Source organism: Rahnella sp. EDr1-12, from assembly GCF_049206505.1.
GTDB classification, from domain to species: domain Bacteria; phylum Pseudomonadota; class Gammaproteobacteria; order Enterobacterales; family Enterobacteriaceae; genus Rahnella; species Rahnella rivi.
In genome coordinates this window covers 23,525-40,456 of record NZ_JBLZNY010000004.1, presented here as the reverse complement: position 1 = coordinate 40,456, position 16,932 = coordinate 23,525, and the positions used below count along the sequence as shown (strand labels likewise).

At 54.3% G+C, this 16,932-nt stretch carries 15 protein-coding genes; 7 read left to right on the top strand and 8 right to left on the bottom strand.

What is annotated here, in order from left to right:
* The first annotated feature begins 56 nt into the window (after positions 1 to 56).
* Positions 57 to 1,274 (top strand): bifunctional acetylornithine/succinyldiaminopimelate transaminase, encoded by a 1,218-nt coding sequence (gene argD / locus ACO0U8_RS16910; protein WP_217202941.1) that lies wholly within the window; start codon positions 57 to 59, stop codon positions 1,272 to 1,274.
* A 161-nt stretch (positions 1,275 to 1,435) separates the two neighbouring features.
* On the opposite strand, the gene ACO0U8_RS16905 is transcribed toward argD, so the two are convergent.
* Together ACO0U8_RS16905 and crp are read right to left on the bottom strand one after the other, a co-directional pair.
* Complete coding sequence (locus tag ACO0U8_RS16905; RefSeq protein ID WP_217202940.1) at positions 1,436 to 3,511, bottom strand: YccS/YhfK family putative transporter; 2,076 nt, start codon at positions 3,509 to 3,511, stop codon at positions 1,436 to 1,438.
* 61 nt (positions 3,512 to 3,572) lie between these two features.
* Entirely contained in the window at positions 3,573 to 4,205 is a 633-nt protein-coding gene (gene crp / locus ACO0U8_RS16900) for a cAMP-activated global transcriptional regulator CRP (RefSeq protein WP_056775291.1), read from the bottom strand.
* Positions 4,206 to 4,567: 362 nt separating this feature from the next.
* Between crp and ACO0U8_RS16895 the strand changes: the two genes are divergently transcribed.
* Positions 4,568 to 4,975 (top strand): OsmC family protein, encoded by a 408-nt coding sequence (locus ACO0U8_RS16895; protein WP_421671294.1) that lies wholly within the window; start codon positions 4,568 to 4,570, stop codon positions 4,973 to 4,975.
* A gap of 353 nt (positions 4,976 to 5,328) precedes the next feature.
* On the opposite strand, the gene ACO0U8_RS16890 is transcribed toward ACO0U8_RS16895, so the two are convergent.
* The 4 genes from ACO0U8_RS16890 to ACO0U8_RS16875 all read right to left on the bottom strand — a co-directional run bounded on the left by ACO0U8_RS16890 (position 5,329) and on the right by ACO0U8_RS16875 (position 7,799).
* Positions 5,329 to 5,715, bottom strand: a complete 387-nt coding sequence (locus tag ACO0U8_RS16890) for a hypothetical protein (RefSeq protein WP_240993999.1) — start codon at positions 5,713 to 5,715, stop codon at positions 5,329 to 5,331.
* A 47-nt stretch (positions 5,716 to 5,762) separates the two neighbouring features.
* Positions 5,763 to 6,119, bottom strand: a complete 357-nt coding sequence (locus ACO0U8_RS16885) for a tlde1 domain-containing protein (RefSeq protein WP_421671293.1) — start codon at positions 6,117 to 6,119, stop codon at positions 5,763 to 5,765.
* 13 nt (positions 6,120 to 6,132) lie between these two features.
* A complete protein-coding gene (locus ACO0U8_RS16880) occupies positions 6,133 to 6,624 on the bottom strand; it encodes an Hcp family type VI secretion system effector (RefSeq protein ID WP_122097587.1) in 492 nt (163 codons plus the stop codon).
* A gap of 305 nt (positions 6,625 to 6,929) precedes the next feature.
* The gene (locus tag ACO0U8_RS16875; RefSeq protein ID WP_421671292.1) at positions 6,930 to 7,799 is read right to left on the bottom strand and encodes a phosphoribulokinase; all 870 of its coding nucleotides are present in this window, start codon (positions 7,797 to 7,799) and stop codon (positions 6,930 to 6,932) included.
* 53 nt (positions 7,800 to 7,852) lie between these two features.
* Here ACO0U8_RS16875 and ACO0U8_RS16870 point away from each other — a divergent pair, with 53 nt between their 5' ends.
* Positions 7,853 to 8,065 (top strand): hypothetical protein, encoded by a 213-nt coding sequence (locus ACO0U8_RS16870; protein WP_421671291.1) that lies wholly within the window; start codon positions 7,853 to 7,855, stop codon positions 8,063 to 8,065.
* A 169-nt stretch (positions 8,066 to 8,234) separates the two neighbouring features.
* Here ACO0U8_RS16870 and ACO0U8_RS16865 read toward each other — a convergent pair whose 3' ends face one another.
* Positions 8,235 to 8,750 (bottom strand): gluconokinase, encoded by a 516-nt coding sequence (locus tag ACO0U8_RS16865; protein ID WP_056775267.1) that lies wholly within the window; start codon positions 8,748 to 8,750, stop codon positions 8,235 to 8,237.
* 246 nt (positions 8,751 to 8,996) lie between these two features.
* Between ACO0U8_RS16865 and gntT the strand changes: the two genes are divergently transcribed.
* Positions 8,997 to 10,313 (top strand): gluconate transporter, encoded by a 1,317-nt coding sequence (gntT, locus tag ACO0U8_RS16860; RefSeq protein ID WP_056775264.1) that lies wholly within the window; start codon positions 8,997 to 8,999, stop codon positions 10,311 to 10,313.
* A gap of 61 nt (positions 10,314 to 10,374) precedes the next feature.
* Here the strand turns inward: gntT and ACO0U8_RS16855 are convergent, their stop codons facing one another.
* Positions 10,375 to 10,968 (bottom strand): YhgN family NAAT transporter, encoded by a 594-nt coding sequence (locus tag ACO0U8_RS16855; protein WP_056775258.1) that lies wholly within the window; start codon positions 10,966 to 10,968, stop codon positions 10,375 to 10,377.
* A gap of 226 nt (positions 10,969 to 11,194) precedes the next feature.
* Here ACO0U8_RS16855 and asd point away from each other — a divergent pair, with 226 nt between their 5' ends.
* The 3 genes from asd (at position 11,195) to glgX (ending at position 16,918) form a co-directional block, all read left to right on the top strand.
* On the top strand, positions 11,195 to 12,298 hold the full coding sequence (asd, locus tag ACO0U8_RS16850; protein ID WP_056775255.1) for an aspartate-semialdehyde dehydrogenase: 1,104 nt from the start codon (positions 11,195 to 11,197) through the stop codon (positions 12,296 to 12,298).
* A 412-nt stretch (positions 12,299 to 12,710) separates the two neighbouring features.
* Positions 12,711 to 14,894: a 1,4-alpha-glucan branching enzyme gene (gene glgB, locus ACO0U8_RS16845; RefSeq protein WP_414070372.1), complete on the top strand. Its 2,184-nt coding sequence runs from the start codon at positions 12,711 to 12,713 to the stop codon at positions 14,892 to 14,894.
* Positions 14,894 to 16,918: a glycogen debranching protein GlgX gene (glgX, locus tag ACO0U8_RS16840; protein WP_421671290.1), complete on the top strand. Its 2,025-nt coding sequence runs from the start codon at positions 14,894 to 14,896 to the stop codon at positions 16,916 to 16,918. Before glgB ends, glgX begins: the two co-directional genes overlap by 1 nt.
* Positions 16,919 to 16,932: the final 14 nt, after the last annotated feature.

The window sequence follows — 16,932 nt, the reverse complement described above, 5'->3', positions numbered from 1 at the left end:
TTTTATGCATATTTTGTGATTATATTTTCATGTTAACGGCAGTGAGGGAAAGGGTTATGGCAGAAAAATCAGCGGTAGACCGGAGCACGTTCGACAAAGTGATTTTGCCGATTTATTCACCTGCTAAATTTATTCCGGTGAAAGGTAAAGGCAGCCGCGTGTGGGATCAGCAGGGCAAAGAGTATGTTGATTTCGCCGGGGGGATTGCCGTGACGGCGCTCGGGCATTGCCATCCTGCACTGGTGAAAGCATTACACGAGCAGGGCGAAACGCTGTGGCACGTGAGCAATGTGTTCACCAACGAACCCGCGTTGCGACTGGCTCAGAAGCTGATCGACGCCACCTTTGCTGACCGCGTATTTTTCGCCAACTCAGGCGCGGAAGCCAACGAAGCGGCCTTTAAACTGGCGCGCTACTACGCCTCGCACCGTCACAGCCCGTACAAAAGTAAGATCATCGCTTTCCATAACGCCTTCCATGGCCGCACGCTGTTCACCGTGTCTGTGGGCGGTCAGCCAAAATACTCCGACGGCTTTGGCCCGAAACCGGCTGATATCGTCCACGTGCCGTTTAACGATCTGGACGCCGTCAAAGCGGTCATCGACGATCACACCTGCGCCATTGTGGTTGAGCCGGTACAAGGCGAGGGCGGAGTGACGCCTGCCACCCAGGAATTCCTGCAAGGTCTGCGCGAGTTGTGCGACAAACATCAGGCGCTGCTGGTGCTGGACGAAGTACAAAGCGGCATGGGCCGCAGCGGCAAACTCTTCAGCTACATGCATTACGGTGTGACGCCGGACATTCTGACCACCGCCAAAGCGCTGGGCGGCGGCTTCCCGGTTTCAGCGATGCTGGCAACCGAAGACGTGGCCTCCGTGATGGAACCGGGCAAACACGGCACCACTTACGGCGGTAACCCGCTGGCCTGCGCCGTGGCTGAAGCGGCACTGGATATCATCAACACCCCGGAAGTGCTGGCGGGTATCGACGAGCGTCGCGAGAAATTCATCATCGCGCTGGAGGCCATCAACCAGAAATATCACATCTTCAAAGAATTCCGCGGTCAGGGATTACTGATTGGAGCCGAGTTGTCGGATGCCTTCAAAAACCGCGCGGGCGAGTTCCACGCCGCCGCCGCTGAATTCGGCCTGATGATGCTGGTCGCGGGACCGAATGTAATGCGGTTTGCACCATCGCTGGTTATCGACTTCGCGGATATTGAAGAAGGGATGCAGCGGTTTGAGAAAGCGGTGGGGAAAGTTTGCGGGGGGTGAGCCCTGCTAAATCGCTGGTTAACACCGAAATGTACTCAGTCGGTTTTAACCAGCGGCGAGTGCGCGCCTCCACACCGAGAAACCGAAATAGCGCCAGTCTGTTTTAAAAGACAGGCAGGCTGCAAGCCAGTAAAAACGGGAGTTTGAAAGGGCATTCCCCTTCACGCCTTGCGCGTCAGCCAGATCCCATGATGCGGCCTCTGCTTCCACGCCAGTGACGAAATCGTATGCATCACGCTGAGATGGGAAATTACGCGTCGCAGGTGGCGTTCCATCTCGGTCAGCGGCATATCCGGGTGCAGTTCAGGCGCATTGAACAGATTGTTCTCGCTGCCCGGCCCGTCGTAGAGCAAGCGTTGCTGACAGCTTTGCAGCGCGATTTCGCAGGTCTGTAAATACTCCGTCGCCAGTTTCTCCGGCAGCATGTAATGCTCGCGGGCGAGAATGGTCATCGCGTTAATATGCTCGACCACAAATTGGCTGTGCGTTACCCACAAACGCATATCCGTCAGATAATGCGAGTTAAACCCCGGTTCCTGCATCGCCTGATTCAGCGAGGTAAACAGCTTGTTGTGGGCCTGATTGACCTGCATTCGGGCGTAAGCCAGTTTGGCGGTATCCGGATTATCCTGCAGTAACAACCGGATCGCCTCCTGATCGGCTTCCAGCGCCTGATGGGCATTTTGTCGCAGCAATCCGCTTTGCCACTGAGGCCACAGCCAGATCGTACCGCCGAAGGCGAGGGCGCAGCCGATCAGGGTATCGATAAGCCGGGGCACCAGAAAATGCACGCCATTCATCGCCAGAAGCTGGAGCGTATACACCGCCGTCACCGTCATACCGACCATCGCCAGCCCGTAGTTTTTCCGCAACACCGTGTACGATATCAGCGTAATCACCAGCATACACAGCAGCGTGACGCCCTCGGGCAGCTCCAGTTTCAGCAGGGCAGCGGCGATCAGCAATCCCGCCAGCGTGCCGAGCGCACGGTGCTGAATGCGCACGCGTGTGGCGTTATAACCGTTCTGACTGACCAGCATGATGGTCAGCAAAATCCAGTAAGGTTTCGGCAGATTGAAGAACAACCCTAGGCTGCTGCCTAACGCCAGAATAATGCCGAGACGTGCGGCATTGCGCAGGGCAATGGATTTAAAGGACAAATAACTTTTCAGTGCGGGCCAGAAAGGCAGGCGCGGCTGAGTATTCATCAGATCGCGCCGGTACAGTGGCCTCTGTGTACGCAGCAGGCGTGCGATGCGGCTGAAATGGTAATAACAGAACTGGCCGACCGGATTATCCGGATTGCGTGCGGCAATTTTCTCCAGCGCCGCCAGTTCGTTCGCCATGGTAAAACGCCCGGAAAGACGGTGGTAAAGAATGTCGTCAGCAATCACCCGCAGACGGGCTGAAATCACCTGAGCATTACGGCGGATCACCGCTTCCGCATGGCTCTCTTCCACCAACTTTTGCACTTCTTCCGGCTGATGCAGGCTGACGGTAATGTGCTCCTGCAAATCCAGCGCCACCTGAAAACGCTGAAACAGCCGCTTGTAGTGATGATGATGTCCGTGCTGCGGCAGCATGTGCAGCTGCTGATAAAGCAGGGCGATAAGATCGATGACCTGTTGCTGGCGCTTGAGCAGCGGCGGCAACGCGGTTTCAGGGTCGGTATGCTGCGTCAGCAGGCTGTATTTAGCTTCGAAATAATCCGCCAGTTGCAAATACAGCTGACTGAGGGTTTCGCGCATCGGTTGTTCTTTTGATATGCGAAACCACGCCCAGTTAAACAGGCCGTACCAGGCGGTGCCTGCGGCAAACAGCGCGGGTGCCTGCCACATCGGCCTGACGCCCACCATGCTCAGGGTAAAGATGGTCGCCACTAAAGCACCGGGCAACAGACGCGCATGGAGCGGGCTGATTTCGCCGGTGACGCCAAGTAATAATGCCAGCGACAGCATGATCAGCGGCAGCGGGAGGTGCCACCCGGTCAGCATCACTTGCAGCAGAATGCTGCCCAGCGCAAACAGAGCGCCACCAATAATGAGACGTTTGAAAAAGCGTTTGTGGGGAGTATCAAGACCGGCGACGTTACAGCAGGCAGGGCAGAGGGAAAACAACAGGCCCATTTGCAGATTCCCAAACAGCCAGCAGAGGCCGACCGGCAGACATAACACCAGCGTCTGACGCAGTGCATAGTTCACTTCGGGATGATAAAACAGCCTTCGCCATAGCGTCATGGATGAAGCTTAGCCCATAAAAAAGGCGCGACAGTAAGCTGTCGCGCCTTTTTTTGAGGGATTAACGTGTGCCGTAAACGACAATCGTTTTACCGTGTGCGGAGATCAGGCTCTGATCTTCCAGCATCTTGAGAATGCGGCCGACGGTTTCACGGGAGCAACCGACGATCTGACCGATTTCCTGGCGGGTAATTTTAATCTGCATCCCGTCCGGGTGGGTCATGGCATCTGGCTGTTTGGCCAGATTCAATAAGGTCTGAGCGATACGGCCCGTTACGTCGAGGAAAGCAAGGTTACCGACTTTCTCTGACGTCATTTGCAGACGGTTTGCCATCTGCGCGGAGAGGCGCATCAAAATGTCCGGGTTAACCTGAATCAGCTGGCGGAATTTTTTATAAGAAATTTCAGCCACTTCGCAGGCAGTTTTAGCACGTACCCAGGCACTGCGTTCCTGACCTTCTTCGAAGAGTCCCAGCTCGCCGATGAAGTCACCTTGGTTAAGGTAGGAAAGTATCATCTCTTTGCCTTCTTCATCTTTAATCAGGACGGCAACCGACCCTTTCACGATGTAGTACAGCGTTTCGGCTTTTTCACCCTGGTGAATCAGCGTACTTTTAGAAGGATACTTATGTATATGACAGTGAGACAGGAACCATTCAAGTGTCGGGTCTGTTTGTGGCTTGCCGAGAACCATTTGCTATTATCCTCTGTTATTATCGCTGCCCAAAATCACAGGGCTCAGAGTTCCCTGTACGGCGTCTGAATATTAATGCGCCCTATCAGCATGTAACTCACCAGAAATGCTGCAAGCGGATGTCGGAGTGAAACAGCCTGTTAATTGCTGTTATCACCTTGGGTTCTGTTCTTAAACCGCGAAAACCGTCACCGCAATTTACTGGAAAGTATGTTTCGGCTTTGTTTGTAACACAGGTTTGCAATGCTGTCTTGTGTTGTCTCGCTTCAGCATGATGGCGATCGGGTTACGTTGCCAGTTTTTAGGTGAAAGGGTACTCTGGGGTGAAAATTTGATGAATAAGAACGCCAGGAGATAAGCAAATGCACGCACGCGTAAAATGGGTGGAAGGTCTGACGTTTTTAGGTGAATCCGCGTCGGGTCATCAGGTTTTAATGGACGGGAATGCCGGTGATAAAGCACCGAGCCCGATGGAAATGTTGCTGATGTCCGCGGGTGGCTGTAGCGCGATCGACGTGGTGTCGATTTTGCAAAAAGGCCGCAGCGATGTCCGTGACTGTGAAGTGAAACTGACGTCAGAACGTCGCGAAGAAGTACCGCGTTTGTTCACACACATCAATCTGCACTTCATCGTCACCGGTAAAGACCTGACTGACAAGGTTGTGGAGCGCGCCGTCAGCCTGTCAGCTGAGAAATATTGTTCCGTTTCTCTGATGCTGGGCAAAGCCGCCTCGATCACCCACAGTTTCGAAGTGGTTAACGTCGAATAAGTCACGACCAGTCATACGTCTGGCAATGATGACGAAGTAAATCTAAAAATCGCCGCGCGGCAAAAATCCAGCCTGCCTTCGCGCTGTAGCGCGGCGAAATCCTCTGGACTGGCCAGAATTGAGGGTAGCGCCATTAAAACCCCGCCACTGATAAACGACTTAAAAACCATCGTTCGGCCTTGTCGGGTGGCGAAAGCCACGTTAACAAGTAGGGGTGTTGTGCGAGCTGAAGACGTGCGAAAGCGGCTGAGGGGGGGCAGCGACTAAGGATAATTAACACGGGAAATCAATGGGGGGTAGAACGTGAGGAAAGCCCGTACAGCCGACCGGGCTTTGTACTTCAGGAAGTAATATTACTTAACCTTGCGGGCGTTATCTGCTTTCCATTCTTCGTATGTCGCTTCAAGGATCCACAGACAGGTTGCTCCTTTGTCTGTTTCCAGCAGGGCCAGCCGGGTTCGTTGATAAAAGGTCTCTATCTCAGCCGATTGTTTGTTAATGGGTCCCATGCAAACAAGGTCTGTTCCAACGAGATGAGGCCAGTCCTGAGAATCCAGCACGACCAGAGCCTTCAGCGCGCCTTCAGTGTTACTCGATAGTGCAGACGATAACGCGTCTTCGAGCGCTTGCGACTGCTGCACGTTCGCAACTTTGGCGAGTTCAGGGGCTTTATCGAGCCAGGGTTGTTCTCCGGCAGCAATTCCCGCCACAGCGTCGGGCCAGTTGATGGTGGCAGCCATTGGGCTAGCCGCCATAACTGACAGCAAAATCAGCAGGATTAACCGCCTCATCTGACGACCTCCAGCGTCCCGCCTACGCTAATTATCCGCCAGCGTGTCGCAGGGGACATTATGATGCAACCTTCCGAGGCGTATCCCGCAGGCTTATTCACGCGTTCGCCATGAATACGGAAGGCGGAGCGGCCAAAGGAATCCCCAGAAGTCTGCTCCAGAATAATGGTGGCGGGGCCTTTTGAACGAGAATGGCCCGCGATGCGATAAGTCCCACGGGGGAGCGGCCCCATCCCTTTAACCTGCTGGCGATCAGGGTTGTTTTTATTAGTCAGGCTACCGGAGTATCCGGCCTCGACCAGTTCGCTGCCATAGTACAGCCTGCCTGTGCTTTGCTCGTATTTCCATGTCATAGGTAATAATCCCTTATGCCGTTGCGCGGTCGTTCCAGCTGTCTGAGTGGATGATATTGCCATCCACATAACGCCAGGTGATTTTTTCGTAAACAAGCTCAATCATTTCAAGATGATTTCTAGCTTCTCCGTACTGGGATTTGACGTCATACATCATCGGCCCGACCGTTACGACCATTACGTCCTCCATCATTGCGCTGAAGTATTCCACTTCCTGACCAGCGTCATTAATGCGATAAAATTTAACCTCAGCAGATTTCAACTTCTGGCCTGTGGTCACGGCCTTGTATAGATAGGGGCTGGAAGCGTCGATCTCTTTGCTGAAAAGATAAGGGGCGTGTTCGCGGGTCGCTGTAGCCTTTCCCGTTGCGTTATCGGTTTGAATACTGACGCCGTGATTCAGGCCGAGGATCTCGATACTGCCTTCACGGCCCGCAACGTCGACAGAGCCGCGAATATCCGCGCCGCCGTCGTCTTTGAGCCATAGATAAGCTGGAATAGCCATTGTTTTAAACTCCATTTTAAAGAGAGAGCCAGCCCGAAATATGCTGGCTAACCTGCTGCTCTCGCAGTGGAATTAAACTATCCCTATGTCAAATTGGCGTCAATTTTTGTACAGTCTGAAAACTCTGTAACGGGGTGGGGGTTATTGATTTAAATAAACAAAGGCCGGAATAATCCGGCCTTTGTTGTATAAAATTTTGACTAAAAGTTATTTTAATAAAATCTAAACAATCGAGTTAAAGGTCAATAACGGCTAGATCTGATTTATCCCCTCAGCATTTACTGATGAACGACGCCTGAGCCCGCTTACTCGATTTTCTTACCTTCCATCAGGCGCTGCACCAGCGGCGCCATAATCAGCTCCATTGCCAGCCCCATTTTGCCACCCGGCACCACCAGCGTTTTAATCTGAGAGATAAACGAGCCCTGGATCATCGCCAGCAGGTAAGGGAAATCGATGTCATCCAGCCCCTGGAAGTGGATCACCACAAAACTTTCATCCAGTGAAGGGATGGCTTTTGCGGCAAACGGGTTGGAGGTGTCGATGGTCGGCACGCGCTGAAAGTTAATGTGGGTGCGGGAAAACTGCGGGGTGATGTAGTTGATGTAGTCATCCATCGAGCGCACGACCGAATCCATCACCGCCTCACGGGAATGCCCGCGCTCGCCGGTATCGCGCACCAGTTTCTGGATCCACTCAAGGTTGACGATAGGCACCACGCCGACCAGCAAATCAACCTGCGCGGCGACGTCAATTTTGTCCGCCACCACACCGCCGTGCAGACCTTCATAAAATAAAATGTCCGTCGGTTCCGGCAGCGCCTGCCAGGGCGTAAAGGTGCCCGGCACCTGATTGAAGGGAACGGCTTCGTCATAAGTATGCAGATACTTACGAGAACGCCCGGTGCCTGTATTACCGTATTCAATGAAGCTTTTTTCCAGTAAGCCGAAGTCATTGGCTTCCGGCCCGAAATAGCTGATATGACGCCCGAGATCGCGCGCCTTGCGGATGGCGGCGTCCATTTCAGGGCGGGTGAAATGATGGAAACTGTCGCCTTCGAGCTCAGCCGCGCGCAGGCCAAGTTGTTGGAAAATCTTACGAAATGCCACGCTGGTGGTGGTGGTGCCCGCACCGCTCGAACCGGTGACTGCAATAACAGGGTGTTTGGCTGACATATTGCGCTGTTCTCCGTAAAGGTGATGCTGGCAGGCGCGACGCGGCCCTTTCTGTGATCGAAGACCTGGCGTCATCGCTGCGCATAATTACGCCTATTGTTACCATATTTATTCGGGAAGTGACAGGCGACGACCGGTTATTTCAGCCGCCTGCAACCGGCATTTTTTCCCTGATTTCTCAGGTCGTCTTTATCCATCAAATGCCCGATAACGGCGGCAACATCATCATTTTTACGATACGGTTCGCGCGCCGTTGGCATATTTAGAACAGTCGCTGGCAGCCCTGACGGCGAAGCCTGAGGTATGTCCTCAGCAGTGAAAATCCGGTCTGTATGATCGTTGTGAAAAAGAGGGCAGTTCAGGAAGAAAGCAGGGAAAGGAATAAGAAAACCCCGGTGCAGGCCGGGGATTTCTGAACAAGCGGGATGCGGAAAACTACTTTTTTACCGTCTTCAACGCTGCTACGCAGCGGTCGACCACGCCGTCAAATTTATGATCAATATTGACGCGTAAGACATCCGGTTCGTCTTCGCCCGGCTCTTCGAGCGCGTCGAACTGGCTTCTCAGTAAATCAGTCGGCATGAAGTGTCCGGCGCGGGCTTTCAGGCGGTCGGCGATCACGTCGAAACTGCCTTTCATGTAGATGAATACCATCCCTTCGTTGTCTTTACGCAGCGCGTCGCGATAGCGGCGTTTCAGGGCGGAACAGACAATCACGCCCGTTTCGTTTTTATGGCGCAGGCTGTAGGCGGCGTCATTTAAGCGTAATAACCACGGCGCACGATCGTCGTCGTTCAGTGGCGTGCCGCTGGCCATTTTTTGAATGTTGGCGCGGGGATGAAGATCATCACCGTCGATGAATTTCGCGTTGATTTCACGGGCCAGTGCCGCGCCGACGGTGGATTTACCGCTGCCTGACACGCCCATCAGAATGATGCTTTGTCCTGCCATAAGTATGATCTCTATCCCAAAATGAAAATTTTGACTGCGTAGTGAGTCCTAATATTAGCATGTTACCGGTATCATGATACCGGTAACAAATGGAGATGTGACTAATATCACAAAGGAATGCACTGCTGTTTTAGCGGTCGCGGTCTGTACCCGTTGCACTGTTAATTCCTACAACATGTTGAAAATTAAAATCAATGCGTCGCTCGTTGGGTTTCTGCGCCAGAGCGACAGCATGAGGGGAAGAATATGCCACTAGTTATTGTAGCGGTGGGCGTCGCACTGCTGTTGTTACTGATGATCCGCTTTAAGCTCAACGGCTTCATCGCACTGATTCTGGTCGCGCTGGCTGTGGGTATCATGCAAGGCATGCCGGTCGATAAAGTCATCACCTCCATTAAAAACGGGGTGGGCGGCACGCTCGGCAGTCTGGCGCTGATCATGGGCTTTGGTGCCATGCTCGGTAAAATGCTGGCCGACTGCGGGGGCGCACAACGGATTGCCACCACGCTTATCGAAAAATTTGGCCGTGAACACATTCAGTGGGCGATCGTACTGACCGGTTTTATCGTCGGTTTTGCGTTGTTCTATGAAGTGGGCTTCGTTCTGATGTTGCCACTGGTCTTCACCGTGGCGGCAGCGGCGCGTCTGCCACTGCTGTACGTCGGTGTGCCGATGGCGGCAGCGTTGTCAGTGACCCACGGTTTCCTGCCTCCGCACCCGGGGCCGACGGCTATCGCGACTATCTTCCACGCCGATATGGGGAAAACGCTGTTGTACGGTTCACTGCTGGCCGTGCCGACGGTGATTCTGGCCGGACCGGTGTACGCCCGCTTCCTGAAAGGCATCGACAAACCTGTGCCGGAAGGCCTCTTCAACCCGAAAACGTTTACTGAAGAAGAAATGCCGAGCTTCGGCGTCAGCGTCGCGACTTCTCTGGTGCCGGTGATTTTGATGGCGTTTCGCGCAGTTTGCGAAATGATTTTGCCGAAAGGGCATCCGGTGCTGGCTTACGCAGAGTTCTTCGGTGACCCGGTGATGGCGACGCTGATTGCTGTGCTGATCGCAATCTTCACCTTCGGCCTGAATCGTGGCCGCAAGATGGAAGATGTGATGGAAACCGTCAGCGATTCCATCAAAATCATTGCGATGATGCTGTTGATTATCGGCGGTGGCGGTGCGTTCAAACAGGTGCTGGTCGACAGTGGTATTGAGAAATATATCGCTGCGATGATGGATGGCAGCACGCTGTCACCTATCCTGCTGGCCTGGTCAATTGCAGCGGTTCTGCGTATTGCGCTCGGGTCTGCCACGGTGGCAGCAATCACGGCTGGCGGTATCGCCGCACCGCTCATCGCTACCACCGGCGTCAGCCCTGAACTGATGGTTATCGCCGTCGGTTCCGGCAGCGTGATTTTCTCGCACGTTAACGATCCGGGTTTCTGGCTGTTCAAGGAGTATTTCAACCTGAGCATCGTCGAAACCTTCAAATCCTGGTCCGTGCTGGAAACCATCATTTCCCTGTGTGGCCTGGGCGGATGTTTGCTGCTCTCGATGGTGGTGTAACGGTAAAAACCGTCATAAAAAAGGCGAGCCAGTTGGCTCGCCTTTTCGTTTCTTCTGTCCGTTAAATCTTCAAATACGCCCTGATGCCATCGAGGAACATCTGCGTGGAGAGCATGACCAGAATCAGGCCCATCAGGCGTTCGAGGGCGCTGACGCCTTTATCACCCAGCAGGCGCAGGAACAAATTCGACAGCAGGAGGATGGCCATTGACAGTCCCCAGGCAATAAACAGGGCCAGTGTCAGGTGGCTCATCTGGTTCGGATACTGGTGTGAAAGCAGCATCAGCGTGGCAAGGATCGACGGACCGGCAACCAGCGGGATAGCCATCGGGACGAGGAAAGGTTCTTCACCGGCTGACAGGCCCGTGCTGCTTTTTTCTTCAGAAGGGAAAATCATTTTGATGGCGATCAGGAACAGGATGATACCGCCGGAAATCGACACGGTTTCAGTACGCAAATTCAGGAACGACAGGATTTTTTCCCCGGCGAACAGGAAAATCAGCATCAGCAGCAGGGCGATCAGCATTTCGCGGATCAGTACGACGCGGCGGCGTTTCGGGTCGAGATGTTTTAACACCGACATGAAAATCGGTAAATTGCCCAATGGATCCATAATCAGAAACAGCAAAATTGTTGCTGAAATCATTTCGGTCATGACTACCTCAGATGAAAGTTCGGCTTTTGAAAACGCCTGTTATAAGTTGTGCTGCTATTAAACGCTGCACTATTGATTAAATTCACTTGCCACTTCTGGTGCATTTTGTAAGGTGGTAGACCCGCGCGTTAACGGGGCAGAGTACATGAAAACAGGCACTGTCTTAGTGCAAACGCGCGTTCAAGCCGTTTTAAGCAGTTATCACCCTCAGGGCAGGACAGATATTATGAAAAATGTAGGTTTCGTTGGCTGGCGCGGGATGGTCGGTTCTGTACTCATGCAACGCATGATTGAAGAACGCGATTTCGACGCTATCCGTCCGGTATTCTTTTCGACCTCTCAGCATGGCCAGGCCGCTCCAGACTTTACGGGCCAGAGTGGCACCTTACAGGATGCCTATGATCTGGATGCACTGAGCGCGCTGGACATTATTATCACCTGTCAGGGCGGCGATTATACCAATGAAATCTATCCTAAGCTGCGTGAAATCGGTTGGTCCGGCTACTGGATCGACGCAGCATCCTCTCTGAGAATGAAGGATGACGCGATAATCATCCTCGACCCGGTGAACAGCGCAGTGATCCACCAGGGCATCGACAAAGGCATCAAAACCTTTGTGGGCGGTAACTGTACCGTCAGCCTGATGCTGATGTCTCTCGGCGGCCTGTTTGCCAATGACCTGATCGAGTGGGCTTCGGTTGCCACTTATCAGGCGGCATCCGGCGGCGGTGCGCGCCACATGCGTGAACTGCTGACCCAAATGGGCATGCTGCACAACAGCGTGGCGAAAGAGCTGGAAAATCCGGCCTCTGCCATTCTGGATATCGAACGTAAAGTCACCGCGCTGACCCGCAGTGGCACGCTGCCAACCGATAACTTCGGTGTTCCGCTGGCGGGCGGTCTGATCCCGTGGATCGACAAACAGCTGGATAACGGCCAGACCAAAGAAGAGTGGAAAGGTCAGGCAGAAACCAACAAAATTCTCGGCACCTCAAGCATCATTCCGGTGGACGGCTTGTGTGTCCGTATCGGCGCGTTGCGCTGCCACAGCCAGGCATTCACGCTGAAGCTGAAAAAAGACGTCTCGATCCCTGAGATTGAGCAAATGCTGGCGACGCACAACGACTGGGTTCGCGTGATCCCGAATGACCGTGAACTGTCGATGCGTGAACTGACGCCTGCGGCGGTCACGGGCACCATGAACACCCCGGTTGGACGTCTGCGTAAACTGAATATGGGCCCGCAATACCTGTCTGCGTTTACCGTCGGCGACCAGTTGTTGTGGGGCGCGGCAGAGCCTTTACGCCGTATGCTGCGTATTTTGCTCTAACAGGCCTGTATGTTGAAAACTGTCTTGTTTTCATCTTTATGATTTACCCACGGGATGCCAGCACGGTGTCCCGTTTTTATTCCAGTCATCAACCACTTCACCGTTTATCCGCATTTTGCCAGCGCATCTCTCTGTATTTCATTTTGAGCAAAATTCCTCGGTTTCTTCCCACTGATTTATTCAACCTTTGTCTATGCTTAGTAGAAGAGCTCTGCCTCTTTGAGAAGCTGAAACAGACACTTATTTAGAAAGTGTGAGCAAACGCGTCATCGCGCACTATTTGGCAAAACTGAAACCAGATGAGATCACAAAGCCACGATAAAAAGGGGAGCAAACTGGGGTTACGTTTCGTATTTGGCACCTGAATGATTTTATTGGATTTATTGATTTAATTAATCATAGGACGAAATTCATGTCTGTACTTCCCGATCAGCACGTCATTAATCAAATTATATCGGGTCACTACGCTGATCCTTTTTCTCTGCTGGGAATGCACACCGTGGCCGCCGGACTGGAAGTGCGTGCGCTGCTTCCGGATGCCGATCAGGTTTGGGTGATTGATGCAGATAAAGGTAAAAAAGTTGTTGAACTGCGCCGTACCGACGATCGCGGTTTTTTTGTCGGGCTGATGCCACGCCGTAAAAATGCTTTCCGCTATCAGCTGGAAGTACGCTGGGGCGAAAACACCCAGGTGATTGACGACCCTTACCGGTTTGGCACGCTGTTGCAGGAGCTGGATATCTGGCTGTTGTCCGAAGGCAAGCACCTGCGTCCTTACGAAAAGCTCGGCGCACATCCGCAAACGCTCGATAACGTTGCGGGCGTCAGTTTTGCCGTCTGGGCACCCAACGCCCAGCGTATTTCGGTGGTGGGTGAATTCAATTTCTGGGATGGCCGCCGTCATCCGATGCGTCAGCGCCGCGAAAACGGCATCTGGGAATTGTTTATCCCGGCCGTCCACGAAGGCCAGCTGTATAAATTCGAAATTATCGACTGTCGCGGGCACGTCACCCTGCGCGCTGACCCTTATGCTTTTGAGGCGCAGATGCGCCCGGACACCGCTTCCTGCGTGCGTAAACTGCCGGATGTCGTGCCGTTTTCGGAAAGCAGAAAGAAAGCCAATGCGCTGAATCAGCCAGTCTCAGTGTACGAAGTGCATCTGGGATCCTGGCGTCGTCACACTGACGATAACTTCTGGCTGAGCTACGGCGAGCTGGCGGAACAACTGGTGTCCTACGCCAAATGGATGGGTTTTACGCATATCGAACTGATGCCGGTTAACGAACATCCGTTCGATGGCAGCTGGGGCTATCAGCCGCTCGGCATGTATGCGCCCACCCGCCGTTTCGGCACGCCGATGGATTTCAAAGCGCTGGTCGAGGCGGCCCACAACGCCGGGCTGAACGTCATTCTTGACTGGGTGCCGGGGCATTTCCCGAGTGATTCCCATGGTCTGGCGGAATTTGACGGCACCGCGCTGTATGAATACGCCGATCCGCGTGAAGGCTATCATCAGGACTGGAATACGCTGATTTATAACTATGGCCGCCATGAAGTGCGTAACTACCTGGCGGGAAATGGTTTTTACTGGATCGAGCGTTTTGGTATTGATGGTCTGCGCGTCGATGCCGTGGCCTCCATGATCTACCGCGATTACAGCCGCAAAGCCGGTGAATGGATCCCCAATCATTACGGCGGGCGCGAGAATCTTGAAGCCATTGCCTTCCTGAAATACACCAACCAGACCATTGGCCGCGAACTGGGCGGAGCCGTGACGCTGGCAGAAGAATCCACGGATTATCCGGGTGTCACTATGCCGCCGGACGCCAACGGGCTGGGGTTCCATTACAAATGGAACATGGGCTGGATGAACGACTCGCTGAAGTACATGCAGCTCGATCCGGTTCACCGCAAATATCACCACAATCTCATGACGTTCGGCGTGCTTTACGCCTACAGCGAGAATTTCATTCTGCCGCTGTCGCACGATGAAGTTGTTCACGGTAAAAAATCCCTGATCGACAAAATGCCCGGCGACGCGTGGCAGAAATTTGCCAACCTGCGCGCCTATTACGGCTTTATGTGGGCGCATCCCGGCAAAAAGCTGCTGTTTATGGGCTGCGAATTTGCCCAGGGGCGCGAATGGAACTTTAACGCCAGTCTCGACTGGCATCTGCTGGACAATCCTGACGGCTGGCACCGCGGCGTACAGCATCTGGTGCGGGATCTGAACCTGACTTACAAGGCCAATGCGCCGCTGTATGAGCTGGATTTCAATCCTCGCGGTTTTGAATGGCTGGTGGTTGACGATCATGAGAACTCGATCTTTGCGTTTGCCCGTCGCGATGAAAATGCCGGTGAAGTGATTGTCATCAGCAACTTCACGCCGGTGCCGCGCTATGACTACCGCATTGGCATCAGCCGTCCGGGCGTGTACCGCGAAATACTGAACACCGATTCGCATTTCTACCACGGCAGCAACGTCGGCAATGCCGGCGATGTTCACAGTGAAAACATCAGTCAGCATCAGCGCGAACATTCTTTGAGCGTCACCATCCCGCCGCTGGCGACGATTTATTTGCGAAGGGAGCCGTAATGAAGCAGCTCGAGCCCGGTCAGCCCGCGCCCTTTGGTGCGCATCTCAGAGATAACGGCGTCAATTTTTGCCTGTTCTCCGCGCATGCGGAAAAAGTGGAGTTATGTCTGTTTGATGAGACGGGCAGCGAGCAGCATCTGCCGCTGACTTCGCGCACCGGCAATCTCTGGCACGGCTTTTTGCCGGGTGCCAAAGCCGGGCAGCGCTACGGTTACCGGATTTACGGGCCCTTTGATCCGCTACACGGCCATCGTTTTAACCCGAAAAAAGTGCTGATCGACCCCAGCGCACGGGCCATTGACGGCGTGCTGCTCGACAACGCGCGGTTCACCGGCGGAATTGATGCGCCGGACGACCGCGACAGCGCCGTTGTGGCGCCAAAATCCGTTGTCGTTGCCGGAAACTTTGACTGGGAAGAGGATAAACCGCCCGCCACGCCGTGGGGCGATACGGTGATTTACGAAGCCCATGTGCGCGGCCTGACGCGTCAGCACCCGCGCATTCCGGCGGCACTGCGCGGCACCTATGCCGGGCTGGCGCATCCGGTCATGCTCGAGTATCTGCAACATCTCGGGGTAACGGCCATTGAGCTTTTACCGGTACAGCATCACGCCGATGAACCCCGCCTGCAACGTCTTGGGCTGACCAATTACTGGGGTTACAACGTGCTCGCGCCGTGCGCCGTAGACCCGCGTTATGCCAGCGGTCTGGGCGGTGTCTCGGCGCTGAGTGAGTTTAAGTCGGCGGTGAAAGCACTGCATAAGGCGGGGATCGAAGTGATCCTCGATGTGGTGTTCAACCACAGTGCTGAGCTGGATATTGACGGGCCGTTTATCTCGTTTCGCGGCATCGACAACGCCAGCTGGTACTGGCTGAACGAAGACGGCACTGACAACAACATGACCGGCTGCGGCAACGCGCTGCGGCTGGTGGACGACGAAGTGATCGCCTGGACGCTCGACTGCCTGCACTACTGGGTGCGCGAATGTCACGTTGATGGTTTCCGGTTTGACCTGGCGACGCTGCTCGGACGTATGCCGGCGTTCACCGCGCATTCGCCGCTGTTCAACGCCATTAAACAGGATGCGGTACTTTCGCAGGTCAAGCTTATCGCCGAACCCTGGGACATCGGTACCGGCGGTTATCAGCTCGGACAGTTCCCGGCACCCTTTGCGGAATGGAATGACGTCTGGCGCGATGAAATGCGTCAGTTCTGGCTGCACGGCGATGTCTCGATCGGTCAGTTTGCCGGTCGCGTGGCGGCGTCAGCAGACAAGTTTGACCCGGCGCAGCGTGAACCCTACGCCAGCATCAACATGCTGACGGCGCACGACGGTTTCACGTTGCGCGATGTCGTCAGTTTTAACCAGAAACACAACCAGGCCAACGGTGAAGAAAACCGTGACGGCCATAACGAGAACTTCAGCCAAAACCACGGCGAGGAAGGGCTGGAGGCGTCTGCTGAAGTCTTACGGCAGCGTCGTCTCAGCCAGCGTGCGCTGCTTGCGTCGCTGTTTTTGTCACAAGGCACGCCGATGTTGCTGGCCGGTGACGAGCACGGCAACAGCCAGTCGGGCAACAACAACGCCTACTGTCAGGACAACGCGCTGACCTGGCTCGACTGGGAAAATGCCGATGAAAGCCTGACCGCCTACGTCTGCGCGCTGATTGCGCTGCGCCGGAAAATCCCGGCACTGACGCAAAACCGCCGGTGGCAGGAGGGCGGCGACGACGTGCAATGGCTGAATCAACAGGGGCAGCCGATGACCCCCGGCGACTGGGAGCAGGGGCCGCAGCAATGGCTGCAAATCCTTCTTTCCCGCCGCTGGCTGTTAATCGTGAATGCTTCCCTGCACGACGTGGATCTGCAACTGCCGCCGGGAAACTGGCAGCCGGTGGCACCGTTCAACAGCATGCTTTTTGATGAGGAACCCCGACGCGTCATGGAAGGCTCGCAATGGCGGGCAGCAGCGAAAACCCTCTGTGTCCTACAAGATTTCACTCCACAGAGCCGGTCACAATAAAAACGAAGGAGTCA

Coding starts and splice junctions, on each gene's coding strand:
- argD (WP_217202941.1), top strand. CDS start 57: ATGGCAGAAAAATCAGCGGTAGACCGGAGCACGTTCGACAAAGTGATT.
- ACO0U8_RS16905 (WP_217202940.1), bottom strand. CDS start 3,511: ATGACGCTATGGCGAAGGCTGTTTTATCATCCCGAAGTGAACTATGCA.
- crp (WP_056775291.1), bottom strand. CDS start 4,205: ATGGTTCTCGGCAAGCCACAAACAGACCCGACACTTGAATGGTTCCTG.
- ACO0U8_RS16895 (WP_421671294.1), top strand. CDS start 4,568: ATGCACGCACGCGTAAAATGGGTGGAAGGTCTGACGTTTTTAGGTGAA.
- ACO0U8_RS16890 (WP_240993999.1), bottom strand. CDS start 5,715: ATGGCTGCCACCATCAACTGGCCCGACGCTGTGGCGGGAATTGCTGCC.
- ACO0U8_RS16885 (WP_421671293.1), bottom strand. CDS start 6,119: ATGACATGGAAATACGAGCAAAGCACAGGCAGGCTGTACTATGGCAGC.
- ACO0U8_RS16880 (WP_122097587.1), bottom strand. CDS start 6,624: ATGGCTATTCCAGCTTATCTATGGCTCAAAGACGACGGCGGCGCGGAT.
- ACO0U8_RS16875 (WP_421671292.1), bottom strand. CDS start 7,799: ATGTCAGCCAAACACCCTGTTATTGCAGTCACCGGTTCGAGCGGTGCG.
- ACO0U8_RS16865 (WP_056775267.1), bottom strand. CDS start 8,750: ATGGCAGGACAAAGCATCATTCTGATGGGCGTGTCAGGCAGCGGTAAA.
- gntT (WP_056775264.1), top strand. CDS start 8,997: ATGCCACTAGTTATTGTAGCGGTGGGCGTCGCACTGCTGTTGTTACTG.
- ACO0U8_RS16855 (WP_056775258.1), bottom strand. CDS start 10,968: ATGACCGAAATGATTTCAGCAACAATTTTGCTGTTTCTGATTATGGAT.
- asd (WP_056775255.1), top strand. CDS start 11,195: ATGAAAAATGTAGGTTTCGTTGGCTGGCGCGGGATGGTCGGTTCTGTA.
- glgB (WP_414070372.1), top strand. CDS start 12,711: ATGTCTGTACTTCCCGATCAGCACGTCATTAATCAAATTATATCGGGT.
- glgX (WP_421671290.1), top strand. CDS start 14,894: ATGAAGCAGCTCGAGCCCGGTCAGCCCGCGCCCTTTGGTGCGCATCTC.